We start from the raw sequence: 18,211 nt of genomic DNA on the forward strand, positions 1-18,211 counted from the left end.
TATCAACATATCTGGCGTTGATTTTTGGCACGCTGTTGAGTTCTCAAGGAACGGACGCTTCCTTTGTACTCACCCTCTCGGGCTTTCCTCCGGGCTTTCCCTTCGGTCTTGCGTTTCCGACTCTATCAGACCGTTTCCGGTTCCGATTTCCTCGGTGCTTTCCAGGTTCCCGCTTCGCGTTTCCCTTTCTGGCGGTTCCGACTCTATCAGATCCTTTCGGGCCTGATTCCCAGTCAGCGGGCTTGCCTTCCCGGCCGTTGGGCCGTTCCGACGAGTGAGACTTTAGCGGATTCCTGGCTCCCGAGCTAATCGGGGGCCACCGTCCTTTCGAACGTGGATTCCTCATTTCGCGAATACACATACCAATACGGCGACGGCAGACAGAGCGACTGTCGTCGTTTGTTGGCTGGTACCTACGGAATGGCTGTCCGGGGACCGACCGAGGTCGGCGCTCACGTCGGACAACTCGGAGAACACTACGTACCGGGCTGGGGAGTGTCAACTCACGTCCGGACGGCCCCTCGCGGGCGTAGGCTGGCAGGCATGACAACGCGTACGTGCACCCAGCAGTGGTGGGCCGCCTGAAGGCGGCCGTAAGCACGTATGCACTCAACGGCCGCCGCCTCGGCGGCCGTTCGCGTATCTCCCTCCAGGACTCCTGAAGGTCGGCCGGCCGGGGACGGCGGTCTCGACCAGGAGGTGGAGAGATGACGCGGGTCTTCAGCGGGGTCAAGCCGACGGGGCATCTGACGCTGGGGAACTACCTGGGAGCCATGCGGCAGTGGGCCACGGTCGATCAGCACCGGGCCGAGTCGCTGTTCTGCATCGTCGACCTGCACGCCCTGACCGTCGACCATGATCCGGCGCGGGTGCGTCGGCTGAGTCGGCAGGCGGCGACGCTGCTGCTCGCGGCGGGACTGGATCCCGAGTTGTGCACCTTGTTCGTACAGAGTCATGTGGACGAGCACGCGCGGCTGTCGTACGTGCTGGAGTGCGTGGCCACGGACGGCGAGATGCGGCGCATGATCCAGTACAAGGAGAAAGCCGCTCGGGAGCGGGCTCGGGGCGGGAGTGTGCGGCTGTCGCTGCTGACGTATCCCGTGCTCATGGCCGCGGACATCCTGGCGTACGGGGCCGACGAGGTGCCGGTCGGGGACGACCAGGCTCAGCACGTGGAGCTGACGCGAGATCTGGCGGTGCGGTTCAACCAGCGGTACGGCTACACGTTCGTGGTGCCCCGGGCCACCGTGCCGACGGTGGGCGCACGGGTCATGAACCTCCAGGAGCCGACCTCGAAGATGGGGAAGTCGGACGACTCCGGGCCGGGGATCGTCTATCTGCTCGACGAACCTGACGTCGTGCGGAAGAAGGTGATGCGGGCCGTGACCGACAGCGGGCGGGAGGTCGTGTACGACCGGGAGGCCCGGCCGGGGCCGGCGAACCTGCTGGAGATCCTCGCGTCCTGCACGGGTGGGAACCCATCGGAGCTGAGCGGTGTATATGAGTCGTACGGCGCCTTGAAGAAGGACACCGCCGAGGCCGTGGTCGAGGTCTTGAGGCCCGTGCAGGAGAGGCACAAGGAGTTGTGCGCGGATCCTGGCTATGTGGAGGGGGTGCTGCGGGATGGCGCGGAGAGGGCGCGGACGATGGCCCGGCCGACTGTGGATGCCGCCTATCGCGCGATCGGGCTGCTACCCGCCTCTGCCGATACGGCTGCCGATACCGCTGCCGCGCATACCGGCGCGGTCGACCGCGGTGTCGTGCTGAACGCTGCCCGGTAGGCGCGTGGGCTGGTGGCGAGGCGCGATGCGAAGTGCTGGCGCATCGTGACCTCGCTGCCGAAGCCGGCGCGGCGGGCGACCTCGGGCATCGGCAGGTCGGTGCGCTCGAGGAGTTTCTGTGCTGCGGCGATGCGCTGGTCGAGGAGCCAACGGAGCGGGGTCGTGCCGGTTTCCGCGGTGAAGTGACGGGCGAAGCTGCGGGCGGACATGCCTGCGCGGGCGGCCAGGTCGGCGACGGTGAGCGGTTCGTGGAGGTGGCGCAGGGCGTGCTCGCGTGCGGCGACGAGGGCGTCGGAGTCGCGGTCGGCGCGCGGGGTGGGGTGCTCGATGAACTGTGCCTGGGTTCCGGTGCGGAAGGGTGCGGTGACCATCGAGCGGGCGATGGCGGCCGCAGCTTCGGCGCCGTGAGCCTGGCGGACGAGGTGGAGACAGAGGTCGATGCCTGCCGCGGTGCCGGCCGCGGTCCAGATGTTGTGGTCCTCGATGAAGAGGGCGTCGGGGACGACGGTGACCTGGGGGTGGTGTGCGCGCAGGAAGTCGATCAGGTTCCAGTGGGTGATGGCGCGGCGGCCGTCGAGGAGGCCGGCCTGGGCGAGGGTGAAGGCGCCGCCGCACAGGGCCGCGATGGTGATGCCGCGAGTGTGCGCGCGGCGAAGGGCGTCGAGGACTGGGGTGGGTGCGGAGGTGAGGTGGTCGTCGAGGCCGGGGATCACTATGAGATCGGCGCGGGACAGCCAGTCGAGGGTGCGATCGGGAAGGAGGGTGAGGCCGCCGCGCATGGGGACCGGTGTGGGGTCGGGGGCGACTCGGCGCAGGTCGAATGCGGGGGCTCCGCGATCGGTGCGATCGGTGCCCCAGACCTCGGTGATGACGGAGACGTCGAAGGCGCGGATGCCGGGGAAGGCGACCAGGGCGACGCGGTACGCATGCTCCTTGTCTCCAGGGTTCCTCATGGCTGGCAGTAAACCATCGATCGCTGTCTTTTCACCCTCTGGGTGGGATGGGCTCCCGGCGGCAGGATCGTCGGCATGGAGATCGCAGAGAACGCAGCGCTGGTGGTCGTGGACGTCCAGAAGGGCTTCGACGAGGCCGGCTTCTGGGGACCGCGGAACAACCCGGAGGCCGATGACAACATCGCTTCGCTCATCGACGTGTGGCAGGCAACGGGGCGGCCGGTCGTGTTCGTGCGGCATGACTCGCGCAAGCCCGAGTCGCCGCTGCGGACGGGGTATGAGGGGAACGGCTTCAAGGAGTACGTGGAGCGGCGGCGTGGGAAGGGGGTCGGCGGGGCTGAGCTGTTGGTCACGAAGACCGTGAACTCGGCGTTCTACGGGACGCCGGATCTGGATGCCTGGCTGAAGAGCGAGGGGATCTCGCAGTTCGTGGTGGCTGGGATCCAGACCAACATGTGCGTGGAGACGACGGCTCGGATGGGCGGGAACCTGGGGTACGACGTGGTGGTCGCCTATGACGCGACGCACACATTCGATCTGGAGGGCCCGTTCGGCTGGCGGCGGAGTGCGGACGAGGTGGCACAGGCGTCGGCGGTCTCGCTGCACGGGGGCGGATTCGCCCGCGTGGTGGCCACGAAGGAAGTGGTGGACGCGGCGGGGTGACCGCCCCCGGTGGCGTCAGTCCTTCTTGCCGGAGGCCAGTGCGCGGCTGCGGTCGCGGGCGGCTTCGAGGGCGGCGATGAGGGCGGCTCGTACGCCGTGGTTCTCGAGTTCGCGGATGGCGTTGATGGTGGTGCCCGCGGGGGACGTGACGTTCTCGCGGAGCTTCACCGGGTGTTCGCCGCTGTCGCGGAGCATCGTGGCGGCGCCGATCGCGGACTGGACGATCAGGTCGTGGGCCTTGTCGCGGGGCAGGCCGAGCAGGATGCCCGCGTCGGTCATGGCTTCGACCAGGTAGAAGAAGTAGGCCGGTCCGGAGCCGGAGAGGGCGGTGCAGGCGTCCTGCTGGGACTCGGGGACGCGGAGCGTCTTGCCGACGGCGCCGAAGATCTCCTCGGTATGGGCGAGGTGGTCGGCGGTGGCGTGGGTGCCGGCGGAGATGACGGACATGGCCTCGTCGACCAGGGCGGGCGTGTTGGTCATGACACGGACGACCGGGGTGCCGGTGGCGAGGCGCTCCTCGAAGAAGGAGGTGGGGATACCGGCGGCACCGCTGATGACCAGGCGGTCGGCCGGGACGTGCGGGGCGAGTTCGTCGAGGAGGGTGCCCATGTCCTGGGGTTTGACCGTGAGGATCAGGGTGTCGGCGGTCTTGGCGGCCTCCGGGTTGGTGACCGGGCTGACTCCGTAGCGACTGCGGAGTTCCTCGGCTCGCTCGGGGCGGCGGGCGGTGACCAGGAGGTCGGCCGGGGCCCAGCCGGCGCGGATCATTCCGCTGAGCAGGGCTTCGCCGATCTTGCCGGTACCGAGGACTGCGACTTTCTGACTCATGCGGTTCAGTCTGGCACCGGGTCGGGGCGCGCAGGACGGGTGTCCGGTGGGCGGGACATGGGGTCGGTGGCGGTCCATGCGGTCCTCGGTCGTCGCGGTCCTACGCGGTCCTGCGCCTCAGGGTCGCCGCGCCCAGTCCCAGGACCAGCAGTGCGCAGCCCGCCACGATCAGCGCGTCGCGGACGAAGGTCGCTGTCATGTCCGTGTGCCTGAGGACCTCGTTCATGCCGTCAACGGCGTAGGACATGGGGAGGGCGTCGGAGATGCCCTCGAGGACGGGGTGCATGTTGTCGCGGGGGGTGAAGAGGCCGCAGAGGAGGAGTTGGGGGAAGATCACGGCCGGCATGAACTGGACGGCCTGGAATTCGGAGGCCGCGAAGGCCGAGACGAAGAGGCCGAGTGCGGTGCCGAGCAGGGCGTCGAGCAGGGCGACCAGCAGCAGGAGCCAGGGGCTGCCGATGACGTCGAGACCGAGGACCCAGACCGCCAGGCCGGTGGCCAGGGCGGACTGGATGATCGCGAGGGTGCCGAAGGCGAGGGCGTAGCCGGCGATGAGGTCGCCTTTGCCGAGCGGCATGGCGAGGAGGCGTTCGAGGGTGCCGGAGGTGCGTTCGCGCAAGGTGGCGATGGAGGTGACCAGGAACATCGTGATCAGCGGGAAGATCCCGAGGAGGGAGGCGCCGATGCTGTCGAAGGTGCGCGGGCTGCCGTCGAAGACATAGCGCAGCAGGAGCAGCATCACGCAGGGGATCAGGATCATCATCGCGATGGTGCGCGGGTCGTGGCGGAGCTGACGCAGGACGCGGGCTGCGGTGGCGGTGGTGCGGGAGAGGTTGAGGCCGCTGGTGGGGGTCCGCGCGAGACTCGGTGCGGGCGTGGTGGGCGTGGTCATCGCGTGTGCTCCTTGGTGCGGCTTGCCTCGACTGCCTGGTCGACCAGGTGGAGGAAGGCCGCCTCGACCGTGTCGGAGTGGGTGCGGGTGCGGAGGGCCTCGGGGGTGTCGTCGGCAAGGATCTCGCCCTCGCGCATCAGGAGGAGGCGGTGGCAGCGCTCGGCCTCGTCCATGACGTGGGAGGAGATGAGGAGGGTGGCGCCGCGGCGGGCGGCGATGTCGTGGAAGAGGTTCCAGAGGTCGCGGCGCAGGACGGGGTCGAGTCCGACGGTGGGTTCGTCGAGGACGAGGAGTTCGGGGGTGCCGAGAAGGGCGACAGCGAGGGAGACGCGGCTGCGCTGGCCGCCGGAGAGGTTGCCCGCGAGTGAGTCGACGTGGGTGGCGAGGTCGACGTCGTTGATGGCCCGGGTGACGTCGGAGTGGCGGCGGTCGGCGGCGGCGCGGCCGGGGTCGAGGATCGCTGCGAAGTAGTCGAGGTTCTGGCGGACGGTCAGGTCGTCGTACACGGAGGGGGCCTGGGTGACGTAGCCGATGCGGGTGCGCAGGGTCGGGTGGCCCGCGGGCCGGCCGAGGACGTCGAGGGTGCCGGTGACCTTGGCCTGGGTGCCGACGATCGAACGCATCAGGGTGGACTTGCCGCAGCCCGAGGGCCCGAGGAGGCCGGTGATCTGGCCGCGGGGGACGTCGAAGGCGAGGCCGCGCAGGACGGTGCGGGGGCCTCGGACGACGGTGAGGCCGTTGGCGTGGACGGCGGGGGTGGCCGGCCCTGAGGTTGTGCTGCCGTCGGGCGGCGCGGACACTTTATTCACCATGCGATGAATAATGCTCCCAGGCGTCAGGGGTCGTCAAGCGGTCGCGTTCTCATGGGGTGGCGGAAGGAGTACGGCGGGGCTGCGGGACGAGGAGATCGAGGACCGAGGGAGGCAGGGATCGTCGTAGTCGTACGGGGGCCGGAGCATGTCCCGGTCCTGCGGCCGGCGGAGCTATTGGACGTGTTGGAGGCGTTGCCGCGGGACCGGGTGATACGGCTGGAGCCGGGCGAGCTGTCCTGGAGGGGTGGGCCGTTGCTCGGGGTCAGGTGGTGACGGCGACCAGTAGCTCGACGTCGTAGGTCTCCTGGACTGTGCCGTCGGGGAAGTGATCCAGCAGGATCCGCCGTTCCTCCGTGAGGAAGACGCCGGCGTGTTCCTCACCCGCGACCAGGAACATCGAGTGGCTGCCGATGTTGGCGAGGTGGGTGTCGACGGGCACGCGGCGGCTCCAGCGGACCACTCGGCGGGTGAAGTCCAGGCGGCCGCTGGGGTCGGCCAGGGCGGACCGGGCTCCGTTGCCGTTCACCTCGACGGCCGGGTGGGCGCCGTAGTCCTTGAAGTGCTCGGCGACCCGGTCGACCTGACCGGCGATCCAGGGGACGTCGAGGGCGTAGGTGTTCCACCACAGGGCCAGCGCACCACCCGGCCGCAAGACGCGGCAGGCTTCCGGGACCGCGCGGGCCGGGTCGGTCCAGTGCCAGGACTGGGCGTAGGTGAGGAGGTCGGCGGAGTCCGTGAGGAGGGGGAGGTCGTTGCCGTCTCCCCTGATGATCGGGATGCCCGGGTGGGCCAGGCGGAACTGCTCGGCCATGCCGTCCCCGGGCTCGACGGCCACCACCTCGGCACCCCGGCCGTGCAGCAGAGCGGTCGCGATACCCGTACCGGCACCGATGTCCGCGACGCGGGCGCCGACGAGAGTGCGGCCGGCGAGCTCCTCGATCGCGTCGAAGAGGGTGGGCGGGTAGGAGGGGCGGTTGGCGGCGTACTGGGCTGCGGCGGTGTTGAAGGAGTGGGCTCGGCTGGTGTGGAAGGAGGCCGTCATAGGGCCATGGTGACGGGGAGGGGTGGGGGGAGCGATGAGTTTTCGGTGAGAAGCAGAGGGGTTCGCGGGAGGGGTGTGTCTCGCCGGGGGTTTCCGGCGCGCTCAGCGGTGGCGCTTCTTCTTGGAGGGGTTGCCGGTGCGCCGAGCGCCTCGCTTCTCGTGCAGTTTCAGCGCCGTCTCGTACTCCTTGCGCTGCAGCCCTTCTCCCGGCGCCTCCATGAAGGTGCGGAAGAAATAGGCGAGCAGCGAGCCCACGAACCCGATGGCCAGGAGGCCGCGGAGGGAGGCCTGGCGGGCGGGGTCGGGGTGCTTGCCGAAGCCGTCCCACGTGTTGCGGAACGCCAGCGCGCTGCAGATCGCGAACATCGCGATGACGAGGACCGTCACGAAGCTGCCGGTGTCGGCGATCTGGAGGCCCTCGTAGGCGAAGCGGAGGATCAGGCAGGAGGCGACGGTGGCGGCGAGGGAGCCGGTGGCCGCGCCGACGCGGCGGAGGGCGTAGCCGTTGCCGTGGTCGACCCAGGTCGTGCCGAAGAAGCGGATCGGGTCGGGGCGGGGGCCGCCGCCCTGTGGGGAGCCCGCGGGGATGTCCTGGGTGCCGGAATCGTCGCTCACGGGACGATTATGGCTCTGGGACGGGGGCGGGCTCCCTTCGGGGATCAGCCGCAGCGTGACGCCACGTAGCCGTCGCTGCCGGTGTGGACGTACGCGTCCGAGACGAACTCGCCGTTGGCGATGTTGTCCCAGATGTTCGACGTGCCGTAGTAGCCCGACACCGTCTCGCCCGGCGTCTGACAGTAGATCGCCACCTTCGCACCCTCGGGCAGGACACGGACGATGCCGTACTGCGATCCGGGACCACGGCGGACGTTGAGTCGTACATCCGGGGCGACGTCGTAGTAGTGGATCGCCGCCTCGGCGTGAGCGGCGCCGACCATGAGGAAGGCGCTCGCAAGGCCCATGAGCATGACGGATCTGCGTTTCAGGGATGTCATGAGGGTTCCCCCGGGGAGGTTCAGGAGCAGCGGTCGGCGACGTAGCCGTCGCTGCCGGTGAGTATGTAGGCGTCGGAGACGTACTGGCCGTTGCTGATGTTGTCCCAGATGTTGCTGGTGCCGTAGGGGCCGGTCACCGACGTGCCCGGGGTCTGGCAGTAGATCGGTACCTTGGCGCCTTCGGGCAGCACCCGCACGATGCTGTAGCCCGTGCCGGGGCCGTTGCGGACGTTGAGCCGGACTCCGGGCGCGACCGAGTAATAGCGGATCGATGCCACCGCCGACAGGGCCTCGGTCGCCTCGGCGCCCCCGGTCTCTTCCACACGGTCAACAGACATGCGCGTCCTCCCCCGTTGGTCCCCATGACTGCCATGGGGCCCCGTTGATTCCCCTGAATCACGCCATGAAACACATGTACGCAACTCGCACGCGGACACTAGCAAGCCGCCTCTGTCCCGTACGGGTCATCGCATAGGCTCCGTGTGTCGCGCGCGCGGACGATCAGCACGGGGGTGGTTCCATGGCGCCACAGGGCAACACCGGAGCGGGCGCGGAAGCGGAACTTCCCGAGTACGCCGGTCACTACCGCCTGGAGTCATGTCTGGGGTCCGGCGGGATGGGCGTGGTGCACGTCGCGCGCAGCACCTCGGGGATGAAGCTCGCGGTGAAGGTCGTACACACCGCGTTCGCCAAGGACCCGGAGTTCAGGGGGCGTTTCCGGCAGGAGGTGGCCGCGGCGCGGAAGGTGAGCGGGGCGTTCACCGCGTCCGTCGTCGATGCCGATCCCGATGCCGAACGGCCCTGGATGGCCACGCTGTTCATTCCCGGGCCGACGCTCTCCGACGAGGTGAAGCGGAACGGTCCGATGGCGCCCGACCAGTTGCGGCGCCTGATGGCGGGCCTGGCCGAGGCGCTGCGTGACATCCATCGGGTCGGGGTCGTGCACCGGGACCTCAAACCGAGCAACGTGCTGCTCGCCGAGGACGGGCCCAAGGTCATCGACTTCGGCATTTCTCGGCCAAAGGACAGCGAACTTCGCACCGAGACAGGGAAGTTGATCGGGACTCCGCCCTTCATGGCGCCCGAGCAATTCCGGCGGCCACGTGAGGTGGGTCCCGCCGCCGACATCTTCGCCCTCGGGTCCGTGATGGTGCACGCGGCCACGGGCCGCGGGCCGTTCGACTCCGACAGTCCGTACGTCGTCGCCTATCAGGTCGTCCACGACGAGCCGGACCTGACCGGCGTCCCGACGAATCTCGCGCCCCTCATCGTGCGGTGTCTCGCGAAGGAGCCCGAGGACCGGCCGACCCCGGACGAGCTGATGCGGGAGCTGCGTTCCGTGGCGGCCTCGTACGACACGCAGACGTTCATACCGGCGCAGCGCACGGGCGACGTGCCGGGGCCCGAGCCGAAGGAGCAGCCGGCACGGTCGGGGCGGCGACCCTTCCGAAGGACGCTCCTCGTGGCCGGCGCGGTCGTGCTGGTGCTGGCCGGTGTCCTTGCCTCCGTCCAGTGGCTCGGCAGCAGCGAGGACGCCACCGCGAAGAGCGGTGACAAGCCCACAGCAGCCGCCCGGCTCGCCGGCTGGACGGCGAACCCGGTGCCCAAGGCCGTTGGTCCGGCGCAATGCTCGTACGGGGCAGGCCAGTTGATCTGTGCGCAGTCCGGCACGGTCTTCGCTCTGGACCCGGCCGACGGCGCCGTGATGTGGCGACACCCCGTCGCCGAGTCGAGGCCCAGCAAGCCACCGGCCGTCGGGGGTGGTCTCGTACAGCCGATGGTGGAGGAATCGCGACGCCTCGAAGCGCTCGACCCCGCCTCGGGCAAGACTCGTTGGCGGCGCCCTCTGCCCGAGCACCACGGGATGCAGGTCGTCGGAGGAATGCTTTTGCTCACCCTCCTCGACGGGACGGTCACCGGTGTGGACGCCGCGACGGGTGACACCAAGTGGAACCGGCGCATACCGGAACAGCCCACGCCGGCCTTCGTCTCGTTCGACGGGGACCCGCTGGCTTACACGACGAGCCTCTCCCTCGACGCGTCGAGCACCCAGGTCACCGCGGTGGACCCCGCCACCGGGGCCGTGCGCTGGGACGCCCGGCTGAGCGGAAACCTGGCGATCGTGGGTGCGCACGGAGGGTCCGTCTTCTTCCTCTCGACGGACAACCTGTACGGCGACACGGAGGCCGTCGTCCGCTACACACCGGCGACCGAGTCCTCGCGCCGGGTGAAGCTCCCGGTAGCGCGTCCCGACGCCCAGGCCACGGTGCGGGGGAACAGGGTCTACGTGCTGGCGATGAGTGGTTCCCTGGACGCCGTGGACACGGTGTCGGGCAAGCGGCTGTGGAATCTCGAGACGTCGGTGAGCCGTGGTTCCGTACCGGTGGCCGACGATCGCCATGTGTACTTCACCGCAGCTGACGGACGGCTGCTCGCCGTCGACGCCGACAAGGGCCGGCTCGTCGGGCAGACCCCGGCGCGTCTCGGCTCGAACTCGGGTACGGTCGCCGGTGCACTGCCCCGGCCCACTCTCGCCGACCACCGCATCTACGCCACCGCCCCCGACGGCACCGTTTTCGCCGTGGACGCCCGCAAGCCCTCCGACTGGTAGCGCGCAGAGCGACCTCGGGTGGGTGGCGCACAGCAAAAGGGGCCGCCCCCGAAAGGACGGCCCACGCTGTCGCGGAGTGAGTCTCAGCCCAGCTTCGACACGTCCCGCACCGCTCCCTTGTCCGCGCTGGTGGCCATCGCGGCGTAGGCCCGCAGCGCGGCCGAGACCTTGCGCTCGCGGTTCTTCGGGGCGTACGCGCCGCCCAGGGCGGCCTCGCGGCGGGCGAGCTCGGCGTCGTCGACCAGGAGCTCGATCGACCGCCCGGGGATGTCGATGCGGATGCGGTCGCCGTCCTCGACGAGGGCGATGGTGCCGCCGGCCGCCGCCTCCGGGGAGGCGTGGCCGATGGACAGGCCGGAGGTGCCGCCGGAGAAGCGGCCGTCGGTGATCAGGGCGCAGGCCTTGCCGAGGCCGCGGCCCTTCAGGTACGAGGTCGGGTAGAGCATCTCCTGCATGCCGGGGCCGCCCTTGGGGCCCTCGTAGCGGATGACGACGACGTCGCCCTCCTTGACCTGCTGGGTGAGGATCTTCTGGACGGCCTCTTCCTGCGACTCGCAGACGACCGCCGGTCCCTCGAACGTCCAGATCGACTCGTCGACGCCGGCCGTCTTCACCACACAGCCGTCGACCGCGAGGTTGCCCTTGAGGACCGCCAGGCCGCCGTCCTTGGAGTACGCGTGTTCGGCGCTGCGGATGCAGCCCTCGGCCGCGTCCTCGTCCAGGGATGCCCAGCGCTCGGACTGGGAGAAGGCCTCGGCGGAGCGGACGCAGCCGGGGGCCGCGTGCCACAGTTCCAGGGCCTTGGGGGACGGCGAGCCGCCGCGGACGTCCCAGGTCTTCAGCCAGTCGGCGAGGGAGGGGCTGTGGACCGAGTGGACGTCCTCGTTCAGCAGGCCCGCGCGGTGCAGTTCGCCGAGGAGGGCGGGGATGCCGCCCGCGCGGTGCACGTCCTCCATGTAGTACGTGCGGTTCTTCGCCACGTTCGGGGCGACCTTCGCCAGGCAGGGGACGCGGCGGGAGACCGCGTCGATCTCGGCGAGACCGAAGGGGACCTCCGCCTCCTGGGCCGCGGCCAGCAGGTGCAGGATCGTGTTGGTCGAGCCGCCCATCGCGATGTCGAGGGCCATCGCGTTCTCGAAGGCCGCGAAGGTGGCGACGTTGCGCGGCAGGACCGTCTCGTCGTCCTGCTCGTAATAGCGGCGGGTGATGTCCATGACGGTCTCGGCGGCGTCGACGTACAGCTGCTTACGGGCCGTGTGCGTGGCCAGGACCGAGCCGTTGCCGGGGAGGGAGAGGCCGATGGCCTCCGTCAGGCAGTTCATGGAGTTGGCGGTGAACATGCCGGAACAGCTGCCGCAGGTCGGGCAGGCGTTCTCCTCGATACGGAGCATGTCCGCGTCCGAGATCTTCTCGTTCACGGCCTCGGACATCGCGTCGACCAGGTCGAGGGTACGGACCGTGCCGTCCACGAGGGTCGCGCGGCCGGACTCCATCGGGCCGCCGGAGACGAAGACCGTGGGGATGTTCAGCCGCAGCGCGGCGTTCAGCATGCCCGGGGTGATCTTGTCGCAGTTGGAGATGCAGATCAGGGCGTCGGCGCAGTGGGCCTCGACCATGTACTCGACCGAGTCCGCGATGAGGTCGCGGGAGGGGAGGGAGTACAGCATGCCGCCGTGGCCCATCGCGATGCCGTCGTCGACGGCGATCGTGTTGAACTCGCGCGGGATGCCGCCCGCCGCGACGATCGCCTCGGAGACGATCCGGCCGACCGGCTGGAGGTGGGTGTGGCCCGGCACGAACTCCGTGAAGGAGTTGGCGACCGCGATGATCGGCTTGCGGCCGATGTCCGCACCGGGTACACCGGAGGCGCGCATAAGGGCGCGGGCGCCCGCCATGTTGCGGCCGTGGGTGACTGTGCGGGACCTCAGCTCGGGCATCGTCGCTCGCTCCTTCAGAGATGGTCGTCAGAGACTTCAGAGACGGTCGTAAGAGACTTCTGACTGCTAACGAGCGTACGCCGGTCATCCAGGGGTCGGGACAAGGTGTCCGGAATGCGGGACGCCCGTCTCGGCGTCAGGGTCCGGTCAGATGGCTCTGCACCACCGGCGCCACCCGCGCGATGATCTGCTCGATGTCCGTCGAGGCAAGCGGCTCCACCTTGATCACGTACCGCAGCATGGCCGTCCCCACGAGCTGCGCCGCCGCGAGTTCGGCCCGCAGCTCCGCGTCCGGGAGGTCGAGCTGGTCGGCGATGCGGCGCAGCAGCTGGGCGGCGACGAGCCGGCGGAAGACGGCGGCCGCGGTCTCGTTGTTCACTGCGGAGCGGACGATCGCCAGGAGCGGCAGGCGGGTCGCGGGGTTCTCCCAGACGCCGAAGATGAAGCGGGTAAGGCGCTCCCCCACGTCCTCCAGCGGACCCTCCGTGAGTGCGTGGGGCGCGCTCAGGGCGGGTGCGGCGGCGATCTCCACGGCCGCCTCGAAGACCTGTTCCTTGGTGCCGAAGTAGTGGTGGACCAAGGCCGAGTCGACTCCGGCGGCCTTGGCGATCCCGCGCACGGACGTCTTCTCGTAGCCCCGCTCGGAGAACTCCTCCCGGGCTGCGACGAGGATCCGGTCACGGGTACCGGCCGCGTCCGATTCCGTACGACGGGGCCGGCCGCGCTTCCGGGCGGTGACGCCGGCCGCCGGGCCGCTTTCGAGGTCGCTCACGACCCGGGCGCCTTCACGGCTGGGCGGTTCCTTGTCACCGGGGACACCTGCGCGGCTGCTGGATCCCTCGGCTCCGTCGAGGAGACCTGCATGCCTGCTCGGTTCGTCAGCTCCGGAGACATCTGCACGCCTGCTCGATTGCGCACCACCGGAGGACATTGCACGCCCGCTGGATTCCTCGGCCCCGGAGACACCTGCACGCCTGCTCGATTGCGCACCACCGGAGGAATCCGCACGCCTCCCCGCCCCCTCACCCCCGGAGGGACCCGCTCGCTCATCGCCGGGGCACCTTCACCGGCGAGGCCAGATGGAGGCGGGTGAAGGCCAGGGCCTCGGCGAGGTCGGCCTCACGTTCGGCGCCGGACATCGCGCGGCGGGTGTTGACCTCGATGACGACATGGCCGTCGAAGCCGGTCAGCGCGAGGCGCTCCAGGAGCTCGGCGCAGGGCTGGCCGCCCCGCCCCGGCACGAGGTGCTCGTCCTTCGCGGAACCCTTGCCGTCGGCGAGATGGACGTGGCCGAGACGGTCTCCCATCCGGTCGACCATCTGCATCGCGTCGGTCCGGGACGTCGCCGCGTGGCTGAGGTCGATCGTGAAGTGCCGGTAGTCGTCCTTGGTGACGTCCCAGTCGGGGGCGTAGGCGAGCATCTCACGGTCACGGTAGCGCCAGGGGTACATGTTCTCGACGGCGAACCGTACGTCCGTCTCGTTCGCCATCCGCCAGATCCCGCTGACGAAGTCACGGGCGTACTGGCGCTGCCAGCGGAACGGCGGGTGGACGACGACCGTGCTCGCGCCCAGCTTCTCCGCGGCCGTCCGGGCGCGCTGGAGCTTGACCCAGGGGTCCGTGGACCACACGCGCTGCGTGATGAGCAGGCAGGGGGCGTGCACGGCGAGTATGGGGATCCCGTGGTAGTCGGAGAGGCGGCGCAGGGCCTCGATGTCCTGGCTGACCGGGTCGGTCCACACCATGACCTCGACGCCGTCGTATCCGAGACGCGCGGCGATCTCGAAGGCCGTCGCCGTCGACTCCGGGTAGACGGAGGCCGTCGACAGGGCGACCTTCGCATCCGGGATCCGTACGACTGGTTCTGCCACGGTCGTCAGCCTACGGCGTCCGCCGGGGTGAGACGGAACGCCTATGAGCCGTTGTGGCGCTTGCCACTGGGCGGGTTCGCGTGCGTCCTGGCTCGCCGCCCCGTCCCGCGCGCCCCTAAAGGCCCTGCGCGGAACCCATGTGGTCAAGTCTGCGCAGGATCACGCCTTCCCTCAGCGCCCATGGGCAGATGTCGACCGTCTCCACGCCGAACAGGTCCATCGCGCCCTCGGCCACCAGGGCGCCCGCCAGGAGCTGGTTGGCCCGGCCCTCCGAGACGCCGGGGAGCTCCGCCCGCTGGTCCGTCGTCATGCCGGCCAGCCTCGGGACCCACGCCTCCAGGGACTCGCGCTTCAGTTCGCGCTGGACGTAGAGGCCCTCGGCGGAGCGGGCCGCGCCGGCCAGGCGGGCCAGCTGCTTGAAGGTCTTGGACGTGGCGACCACGTGGTCCGGGGCGCCGAAGCGGGCGAACTCGCCGACCGTGCGGGCGATCTGGGCGCGCACGTGCCGTCGTAGGGCCCGTATGTCGTCCGGGTCCGGGGGGTCGCCGGGGAGCCAGCCCGCCGTGAGACGGCCCGCGCCGAGCGGCAGGGAGACCGCCGCGTCCGGTTCCTCGTCGATGCCGTAGGCGATCTCCAGGGAGCCGCCGCCGATGTCGAGGACCAGGAGCTTGCCCGCCGACCAGCCGAACCAGCGGCGGGCGGCGAGGAAGGTGAGACGGGCCTCCTCGGCACCGGTCAGGACCTGGAGCTCGACGCCGGTCTCGGCCTGCACGCGCGCGAGGACGTCGTCGGCGTTGCTGGCCTCGCGGACGGCGGAGGTGGCGAACGGAAGCAGATCCTCGACGCCCTTGTCCTCGGCGGCCTGGAGCGCGTCCTTGACGACCGAGACCAGTTTCTCGACGCCGTCGTTACCGATCGCCCCGGCGTGGTCGAGGAGTTGGGCAAGGCGCAGTTCCGCCTTGTGCGAATGCGCGGGAAGGGGTCGTGCGCCGGGGTGCGCGTCCACCACCAGCAGGTGCACCGTGTTCGATCCCACGTCGAGGACACCGAGTCTCATGTAGGGAACGTACCTGGCAGCTGGGCGTTCGACTGTCCCCGGAGTGGCTTCGGGCGACTTACCCTGGACGCGTGCCAAAGACGAAAAAGGTGAAGGACGACAAAACGGCCGTATCTGCCGACGGTCCTTCGCGGGTGAAGCCACCGAAGCCACCGAAGCCGTCGCGGAAGGCCATGAAGGCTCTGCAGGCCGACGAGAAGGGGCTCGACCACGCGCGCGCGTGGGTGGAGTTCCCGGATCCGGCGGACGCCGAGCAGGTCTTCCGCTGCGATCTGACATGGCTGACCTCTCGCTGGAACTGCATCTTCGGCAGCGGCTGCCAGGGCATCCAGGCGGGCCGCGCGGACGACGGGTGCTGCACGCTGGGTGCCCACTTCTCCGACGAGGACGACGAGAAGCGGGTCGCCGAGCACGTGGCGCGACTCACTCCGGACATCTGGCAGCACCACGACGAGGGCACGCGCAACGGCTGGGTCTCGGAGGACGAGGACGGCGACCGGCAGACCCGGCCCTTCCAGGGCTCGTGCATCTTCCAGAACCGGCCGGGCTTCGCGGGCGGCCAGGGCTGCTCGCTGCACATCCTGGCGCTGCGGGAGGGCCGCGAGCCGCTGGAGACCAAGCCGGACGTGTGCTGGCAGCTGCCGGTGCGGCGGACGTACGACTGGATCGACCGGCCCGACGACACCCGCGTGCTCCAGGTGTCGATCGGCGAGTACGACCGGCGCGGCTGGGGTCCGGGCGGCCATGACCTGCACTGGTGGTGCACGTCGGCGACCTCGGCACACGGCGCGGGCGACCCGGTCTACGTCTCCTACCGCCCCGAGCTGATCGAACTGATGGGCAAGGCAGGCTACGACCGCCTGGTCGAACTCTGTGAGCAACGCCTCGCCTCCCAACTGCCCCTGCTGGCACCGCATCCGGCGGACCCGATCGCCTGAGCGGCGGGAATCGGTGGCACCCACCCCGGCTCCCCCGCCGCATCCGCTACGACGCGGACGGGCTCGGGTCGCCGCTGTCCGTCGGTGACGGCGTCGGGCTCGCCGGGTCGGTCGGGGTGGGGTCCGGCGGGGTCGGGGAAGGGGACGAGGACGGCGGGTCGCTGGGGGTGGGATCCGCCGGGGCCGAGACCGTGGGGCTGGGGCTGGACGGGGGTGCCGTCGGCTCGCCGGGGGTGGCAGGTGCGGGCGCCGTGCCGTAGCCCTGGATGGTGACGACGGCGCCGGCCGGTGAGATCGCCACGCGCGCGCTCCAGAGGCCGGACGGCTCGCGTAGATGGTCGACGTACACCTTGATCGTCAGGGACTCGCCGGGCTTCAGGGTGCCCGAGGACTGACTGAGGTAGAGCCAGGAGGCTCCCGTGGTGGCCGACCAGCGGACCGGGGCGTCGCCGGCCGTGGTGAGGGTGATCAGCGTGGTGTCGCCGTCGTGGCCGGCGTCGACTTCCAGGCGCCCGGCGCCCTTCTTGCCGACGCCGGCGACGCTGACGACCTCCACGGAGACGTCGGGCCGGCCGTCCTTGGTGAAACGGTTGCCGGATCTGGTGCTCGCGTTGCCGGCGTTCTGGTAGCCGCCGCTCGCCGCCACCCCGTCCAGGCTGCCGGGGCCGTGCGCCTCGCCGGCGCTGGCGGAGTGGCCGTCGGCGCCCTCACCGGGACCGCCCCGGTAGGCGGCCCACAGGGCGAGCACGGGGGCGGCGACGACGGTGGCGACGACGGTCGTGGTGACGGCACGCGCGCGGAGGCGGTCACGGCGGGCGGCCCGGTCCTTGGGATCCATCGGGAAGCCGCGCCGGTCGAAGCGGGGCACGGCGGCGCCACGCGCGCGTGGTGGGTGCGCCAGCGCCCTGTGCAGTGCTCCGCGCGGCGCTTCGAGCACGGGCAGCTCGGCGGGCGTGGTCATGGCGCCGGGCCAGCGGCCGGGGATGGCGCGCTCGGCACTGCGGCGGCAGCGCGGGCAGTCGTCGACATGGCGCACGAGTTCGCGGCGCAGGGCGGAGCTGAGGACGAACTGGTTGTCGCCGGTGAGCCGCGCCACACTCGGACAGTCACCGGTCTCGACGACGGCGAGGGCCGCGCGCGTGCGCTCGACCTCGCAGGCGGCGGAGGCGAGCAGTTCGCGGGCGCCGGCGAGGTCCATGCCGAGGACGGCGGCGACCTCGTGGGCGGCGAGGTGGTGGCGCACGGCGAGTTCGAGCGCCTCGCGCTGCTCGGGGGTCGTACCGGCGGCCTCCGGCCAGGCCAGCAGGGAGAGTTCGCGGCGCCGTGACTCCAGGACGTCCTCGGCGACCGGGGGCTCGGCGGGCTCCTGGGCAGTTCCGTGACGCCCTGCCGCGTGCGTGGCCTGACGTTTCTGCTTGGCCTCGGCCAGCTTGCGCAGACAGGCCCAGCGGGCCAGCGCGTACAGCCAGGCCCTGCGGTCGCCGGCCGCGTCCGGGCCGCCGCGCCGCTCGGCGAGCGCGAGGACGTCACCGAGAGCGGCGGTCGCCGCGTCGTGGTCGCACAGCACGGACACGCAGTAGGTGAACAGGCCGTCCAGGTACGGCTCGTAGCGCGCGGGCGGCCGCTGTGCCAGCGTGCGCGCCGCACCGCGGTCGCGCTCCTGCCGTTGCGCCCGGTGCGCGCCGGTGGTGCGGGTCGAGGTCTCCGGACTGCTGCTCATCATCCGTGGACCGTAGGGGGCGAAACATGGCCCCTTCCTGCACCTTGAGCACTTTTACTCCGTACGGGTGAAACGATCCCTCAATAGGGGACGGGAACCCTTGATCCGATG

Annotated in this window: 17 protein-coding genes; 4 read left to right on the forward strand and 13 right to left on the reverse strand. The window is 70.4% G+C overall.

The genetic code is table 11. The features are described from left to right. Positions 1–707: 707 nt before the first annotated feature. Positions 708–1,781, forward strand: coding sequence for a tryptophan--tRNA ligase (trpS, locus tag ABZT06_RS47635; protein ID WP_355755515.1), 1,074 nt, complete (start codon positions 708–710; stop codon positions 1,779–1,781). Here trpS and ABZT06_RS47640 read toward each other — a convergent pair. Continuing rightward, positions 1,673–2,734 carry a helix-turn-helix domain-containing protein gene (locus ABZT06_RS47640; RefSeq protein ID WP_355755517.1) on the reverse strand — a complete coding sequence of 354 codons (1,062 nt, stop codon included), beginning with the start codon at positions 2,732–2,734 and terminating at the stop codon, positions 1,673–1,675. The two genes, trpS and ABZT06_RS47640, sit on opposite strands and share 109 nt — an antisense overlap. Positions 2,735–2,809: 75 nt before the next feature. Here ABZT06_RS47640 and ABZT06_RS47645 point away from each other — a divergent pair, with 75 nt between their 5' ends. Beyond that, positions 2,810–3,397 (forward strand): cysteine hydrolase family protein, encoded by a 588-nt coding sequence (locus ABZT06_RS47645; protein WP_355755519.1) that lies wholly within the window; start codon positions 2,810–2,812, stop codon positions 3,395–3,397. A gap of 15 nt (positions 3,398–3,412) precedes the next feature. Here ABZT06_RS47645 and proC read toward each other — a convergent pair whose 3' ends face one another. From proC to ABZT06_RS47680, 7 genes are all read right to left on the reverse strand, one after another. Further along, positions 3,413–4,225, reverse strand: coding sequence for a pyrroline-5-carboxylate reductase (gene proC, locus ABZT06_RS47650; RefSeq protein ID WP_355755521.1), 813 nt, complete (start codon positions 4,223–4,225; stop codon positions 3,413–3,415). Positions 4,226–4,325: 100 nt separating this feature from the next. Beyond that, positions 4,326–5,117: an ABC transporter permease gene (locus ABZT06_RS47655; RefSeq protein WP_355755524.1), complete on the reverse strand. Its 792-nt coding sequence runs from the start codon at positions 5,115–5,117 to the stop codon at positions 4,326–4,328. After that, positions 5,114–5,929 carry an ABC transporter ATP-binding protein gene (locus ABZT06_RS47660; protein WP_355755526.1) on the reverse strand — a complete coding sequence of 272 codons (816 nt, stop codon included), beginning with the start codon at positions 5,927–5,929 and terminating at the stop codon, positions 5,114–5,116. The genes ABZT06_RS47655 and ABZT06_RS47660 overlap by 4 nt, the downstream gene beginning before the upstream one ends. 262 nt (positions 5,930–6,191) lie before the next feature. Continuing rightward, positions 6,192–6,971 carry a class I SAM-dependent methyltransferase gene (locus tag ABZT06_RS47665; protein ID WP_355755528.1) on the reverse strand — a complete coding sequence of 260 codons (780 nt, stop codon included), beginning with the start codon at positions 6,969–6,971 and terminating at the stop codon, positions 6,192–6,194. A 102-nt stretch (positions 6,972–7,073) separates the two neighbouring features. Then, positions 7,074–7,586 (reverse strand): EamA/RhaT family transporter, encoded by a 513-nt coding sequence (locus ABZT06_RS47670; RefSeq protein WP_355755531.1) that lies wholly within the window; start codon positions 7,584–7,586, stop codon positions 7,074–7,076. A gap of 44 nt (positions 7,587–7,630) precedes the next feature. Then, positions 7,631–7,966 (reverse strand): hypothetical protein, encoded by a 336-nt coding sequence (locus ABZT06_RS47675; RefSeq protein WP_355755533.1) that lies wholly within the window; start codon positions 7,964–7,966, stop codon positions 7,631–7,633. Between the two features lie 20 nt (positions 7,967–7,986). Next, complete coding sequence (locus ABZT06_RS47680) at positions 7,987–8,304, reverse strand: SH3 domain-containing protein (protein ID WP_355755536.1); 318 nt, start codon at positions 8,302–8,304, stop codon at positions 7,987–7,989. Between the two features lie 182 nt (positions 8,305–8,486). On the opposite strand from ABZT06_RS47680, the gene ABZT06_RS47685 reads away from it, so the two are divergent. Beyond that, positions 8,487–10,577, forward strand: coding sequence for a serine/threonine-protein kinase (locus ABZT06_RS47685; protein ID WP_355755538.1), 2,091 nt, complete (start codon positions 8,487–8,489; stop codon positions 10,575–10,577). 83 nt (positions 10,578–10,660) lie between these two features. On the opposite strand, the gene ilvD is transcribed toward ABZT06_RS47685, so the two are convergent. From ilvD to ABZT06_RS47705, 4 genes are all read right to left on the reverse strand, one after another. Then, entirely contained in the window at positions 10,661–12,514 is a 1,854-nt protein-coding gene (ilvD, locus tag ABZT06_RS47690; protein ID WP_355755541.1) for a dihydroxy-acid dehydratase, read from the reverse strand. A 136-nt stretch (positions 12,515–12,650) separates the two neighbouring features. After that, positions 12,651–13,286 carry a TetR family transcriptional regulator gene (locus tag ABZT06_RS47695; RefSeq protein ID WP_355755544.1) on the reverse strand — a complete coding sequence of 212 codons (636 nt, stop codon included), beginning with the start codon at positions 13,284–13,286 and terminating at the stop codon, positions 12,651–12,653. A 274-nt stretch (positions 13,287–13,560) separates the two neighbouring features. Then, a complete protein-coding gene (locus ABZT06_RS47700; RefSeq protein WP_355755546.1) occupies positions 13,561–14,385 on the reverse strand; it encodes a sugar phosphate isomerase/epimerase in 825 nt (274 codons plus the stop codon). A 115-nt stretch (positions 14,386–14,500) separates the two neighbouring features. Then, the gene (locus tag ABZT06_RS47705; RefSeq protein ID WP_355755548.1) at positions 14,501–15,442 is read right to left on the reverse strand and encodes a Ppx/GppA phosphatase family protein; all 942 of its coding nucleotides are present in this window, start codon (positions 15,440–15,442) and stop codon (positions 14,501–14,503) included. A gap of 71 nt (positions 15,443–15,513) precedes the next feature. Between ABZT06_RS47705 and ABZT06_RS47710 the strand changes: the two genes are divergently transcribed. After that, positions 15,514–16,380, forward strand: a complete 867-nt coding sequence (locus tag ABZT06_RS47710; RefSeq protein WP_355755550.1) for a hypothetical protein — start codon at positions 15,514–15,516, stop codon at positions 16,378–16,380. 46 nt (positions 16,381–16,426) lie between these two features. Here ABZT06_RS47710 and ABZT06_RS47715 read toward each other — a convergent pair whose 3' ends face one another. Further along, entirely contained in the window at positions 16,427–18,103 is a 1,677-nt protein-coding gene (locus tag ABZT06_RS47715) for a hypothetical protein (protein ID WP_355755552.1), read from the reverse strand. Positions 18,104–18,211 lie beyond the last annotated feature (108 nt).

This window comes from Streptomyces sp. NPDC005483 (assembly GCF_040606035.1).
GTDB lineage: Bacteria > Actinomycetota > Actinomycetes > Streptomycetales > Streptomycetaceae > Streptomyces.

Bases quoted from the DNA above. Each gene is read 5' to 3' on its own strand.
- ABZT06_RS47680 (WP_355755536.1), bottom strand. From the start codon at position 8,304: ATGTCTGTTGACCGTGTGGAAGAGACCGGGGGCGCCGAGGCGACCGAG.
- ABZT06_RS47715 (WP_355755552.1), bottom strand. From the start codon at position 18,103: ATGATGAGCAGCAGTCCGGAGACCTCGACCCGCACCACCGGCGCGCAC.
- ABZT06_RS47660 (WP_355755526.1), bottom strand. From the start codon at position 5,929: ATGGTGAATAAAGTGTCCGCGCCGCCCGACGGCAGCACAACCTCAGGG.
- ABZT06_RS47705 (WP_355755548.1), bottom strand. From the start codon at position 15,442: ATGAGACTCGGTGTCCTCGACGTGGGATCGAACACGGTGCACCTGCTG.
- ABZT06_RS47640 (WP_355755517.1), bottom strand. From the start codon at position 2,734: ATGAGGAACCCTGGAGACAAGGAGCATGCGTACCGCGTCGCCCTGGTC.
- ABZT06_RS47655 (WP_355755524.1), bottom strand. From the start codon at position 5,117: ATGACCACGCCCACCACGCCCGCACCGAGTCTCGCGCGGACCCCCACC.
- trpS (WP_355755515.1), top strand. From the start codon at position 708: ATGACGCGGGTCTTCAGCGGGGTCAAGCCGACGGGGCATCTGACGCTG.
- ABZT06_RS47665 (WP_355755528.1), bottom strand. From the start codon at position 6,971: ATGACGGCCTCCTTCCACACCAGCCGAGCCCACTCCTTCAACACCGCC.
- ABZT06_RS47645 (WP_355755519.1), top strand. From the start codon at position 2,810: ATGGAGATCGCAGAGAACGCAGCGCTGGTGGTCGTGGACGTCCAGAAG.
- ABZT06_RS47675 (WP_355755533.1), bottom strand. From the start codon at position 7,966: ATGACATCCCTGAAACGCAGATCCGTCATGCTCATGGGCCTTGCGAGC.
- ABZT06_RS47685 (WP_355755538.1), top strand. From the start codon at position 8,487: ATGGCGCCACAGGGCAACACCGGAGCGGGCGCGGAAGCGGAACTTCCC.
- proC (WP_355755521.1), bottom strand. From the start codon at position 4,225: ATGAGTCAGAAAGTCGCAGTCCTCGGTACCGGCAAGATCGGCGAAGCC.
- ilvD (WP_355755541.1), bottom strand. From the start codon at position 12,514: ATGCCCGAGCTGAGGTCCCGCACAGTCACCCACGGCCGCAACATGGCG.